The organism is Devosia sp., from assembly GCF_034675085.1.
Classification (GTDB): domain Bacteria; phylum Pseudomonadota; class Alphaproteobacteria; order Rhizobiales; family Devosiaceae; genus Devosia.
In genome coordinates, this window is the sequence record NZ_JAUCDN010000375.1 from 1 (window position 1) to 2,941 (window position 2,941).

3 protein-coding genes are annotated in these 2,941 nt (G+C 66.0%); 1 reads left to right on the forward strand and 2 read right to left on the reverse strand.

Annotated features, from left to right (window positions below; genetic code table 11):
• The coding region (locus VDP82_RS16475) for a mannose-1-phosphate guanylyltransferase (RefSeq protein WP_323015915.1) at positions 1–899 on the reverse strand (899 nt) is incomplete at its 3' end.
• 160 nt (positions 900–1,059) lie between these two features.
• A complete protein-coding gene (locus tag VDP82_RS16480; protein ID WP_323015916.1) occupies positions 1,060–2,292 on the reverse strand; it encodes an ROK family protein in 1,233 nt (410 codons plus the stop codon).
• 222 nt (positions 2,293–2,514) lie between these two features.
• Between VDP82_RS16480 and VDP82_RS16485 the strand changes: the two genes are divergently transcribed.
• A partial coding sequence (locus VDP82_RS16485) for a substrate-binding domain-containing protein (protein ID WP_323015917.1) occupies positions 2,515–2,941 on the forward strand: 427 nt, incomplete at its 3' end.

Below are 2,941 nucleotides of genomic sequence, written 5' to 3' on the forward strand. Positions count from 1 at the left end.
TCGAGCGTCGCCGGCCCCTGCACGACATTGCCGGCGGGATCGTGGGGGCCGTTTTGCCAAACCGCCTCCCAATTGCCCAGATCGGACCAGTGGAAATCCACCGCCACCATGGCGGCGTGGCTGGTCTTTTCAAAGATGGCGTAGTCCACCGAAATGTCGGGGACCCGGGCAAAGGCCTCGACGCCGAGCCGGATGAAATCGACATCGGCCCGGGCGGTGGCCAGCGCCTCGCGCGCCGCCCGGAAGATCTCGCCGGCCAGCACGCGGCATTCGTCGAGAAAGGTGCCGACGCGCATCATGAACATGCCGGAATTCCAGAAATAGCCGCCTTCGGCCAGCATGCCCAGCGCGTTGGCGGCGTCGGGCTTTTCCACGAAGGCATCCACGGGAGCGAGCCCGCCGGGAGGGGCGGCCGAACGGATATAGCCGAAGCCGGTTTCGGCCCGGGTGGGGCGAATGCCGAAAGTGACCAGATGGCCGGCGGCGGCGGCCGTGGCGGCGTCGCGCACGGCCTGCCAGTAATGGGGGGTGGTTTCGATGTCGTGGTCGGAGGGCAGCACATGGATGAGGCTGTCGGGCCCCAGGGACTGCTCGACCTGAAGGGCGGCGATGGCAATGGCCATGGCGGTATTGCGGGCCAGCGGCTCGAGCAGGATCCGGCCGGCGGGCAGGCCCATCTCGGCCACCTGATCGGCGACGGTGAAGCGATAGCCCGCATTGGTCATGACCAGCGGGCAGGCGTAGAGGGCCGGATCGGCCACGCGGCGCAAGGTTTGCTGGAACAGGCTTCCTGCGGCGCCGAAGGGGAGAAACTGCTTGGGACGCGTGGTTCGCGACATCGGCCAGAGTCGCGTTCCCTGCCCGCCAGCCAGGATGACTGGAACGATTGCGCCGGACATGTTTTCCTCAAATTATAATCGGGGTAATAATTGAGTAAAATGCAGTGAAGCATTGCCGGGACGGAAAATCCATTGCTATCGGCAATTTAATTTTTTCAGCGGCACGGTATTCGTATTTCCGACGGCGGAGAAATTCTTGCCGTGCGCGTCGGGGTGTGGCTCAGACGCCGGTGCGGGCGGGGAGGGGCGCGAAATCGAGCTGGTCGATCTCGCTCAGCGTCTTCATCAGCAGGCCCATGAAAATGGGTTCCTTCTCGTCGTGATGGGCGACGATCCGCGGCAGACCGTTGACGCGACAGACCAGGGCGGAGGAGAGGGCGGCGCTGATCTCGCCCTGCATGAGCCCGAAGGCGCGGGCGCCGGGGCCGACGATGAGAATATGGGCGGGGTCGAACACCGCCATCATGCGGCTCAGCCCCCAGCCGATGGCGCGGCCCGCCTGGTTGAAGGCGTGGGTGGCGGCGCGCTCGCCGGCCTCGGCCCGCGCGATCAGCCCCTCATATTCCTGGCTGGGCACGGTGGGGGCGGGATGAGCGGTCTCGGGCACTGAATAGGCGGTGCGCAATACGCCGTAATCGGCGGCATAGGCCTCGATGCAGCCGCGCATGCCGCAGCGGCACAGGGCGCCATTAGGCATATGGTTCATATGGCCGAATTCGGTGGCTCCGCCATTACCCTGGCCGATGCCCTGGCCGCCAAAGGTCATGCCCATGGCCACGGTGGAGCCGACGAAAACGGTGGCGACGCTGGCGTCGTGCAGCGCCGGATCGAGCCAGCGCGCGCCTTCCGCGAGCAGCCGCCCGCGCTTGTGCAGGGAAACCGGCAGGCCCAGCGTCTCGTTCAGGCACTGGATGAAGGGCGCGTGGGCCAGATGGGCGATGGGCGACCAGACCAGCCCCTCGTCATTGCGCCCCAGAATGCCCTGGACGGAAATGGCGACGCGCCGCAGCCCCGCCATGGCGACCGGATTGCGGCTGCGCAACAGCTCCAGCCGCTCGGTGAAAAAGACGGCTGCCGGGGTGTGGGCGAAAGTGAGGGGGGTGACGGGCGTTTCGATGCGATCGACCAGCACGCCGCCATAATCGACCAAGGAGAGGCGGGCGCGGGTGACATCGACCTCGAACAGGGCAGCGGCGCCGGCCCGCCGCTCGAACCCCACCAGGGTGGCCGGGCGGCCACGGGTCCGGCCATCGACGCGCGGCTCGGCCTCGAGCTCGGCGATGAGCTGCTGGTTGATGAGATCAGCGGTGATGGCGGTGATGCTGGCGTGGCTGAGCCCGGTGCCCGCTGCCAGGGCGGTGCGCGATTGCGGCCCCTGCACACGCAGGGCGCCTAGAACGAGTCCCCGGTTCTGACGCCGGACACTGTCGCTATCGCTGACCTTCCGCGCCAAGCAACTCACTCCACTCTCGCGGTGAACACACCATTCCTGCTTCCATAGTGCAATGGGTATTTATTTCAGGTGTTGAAATTGAAGTTGACACGGTGCGCGGCGTCGTGCCACTGGTTTTTTCGAGCATTGAAATAATGCTCAGGGCGCTGGTGGAGGGTGCCCGCTGGGGCCAAGCCACCGGCACGAATGCGGGCAGGGGACTGCCTGCCAGGGAGGACAGACATGAACAAGATTCTCACGGTCCTGCTGTGCACGACCGTCATCAGCGGTTTTGCCGGCGTCGCGCAGGCGCAGGACGGGCTGACCATTGGCGTTTCCTGGAACAACTTCCAGGAAGAGCGCTGGAAAACCGACGAAGCGGCCATCAAGGGCGTGCTGGAAGCCGCCGGCGCCACCTATATCTCGGCTGACGCGCAGTCGTCCGCCTCCAAGCAGCTCACCGACATCGAAAGCCTGATTTCGCAGGGCGCCGACGCCATCATCGTGCTGGCGCAGGACAGCGAAGCGGTCGGGCCGGCCGTTGCAGCCGCCGTGGCGGAGGGCATTCCGGTGGTCGGCTATGACCGCCTGATCGAAAATCCGGACGCCTTCTACCTGACCTTCGACAACAAGGAAGTCGGGCGCTTGCAGGCCGCCGGCGTCGCCGCCG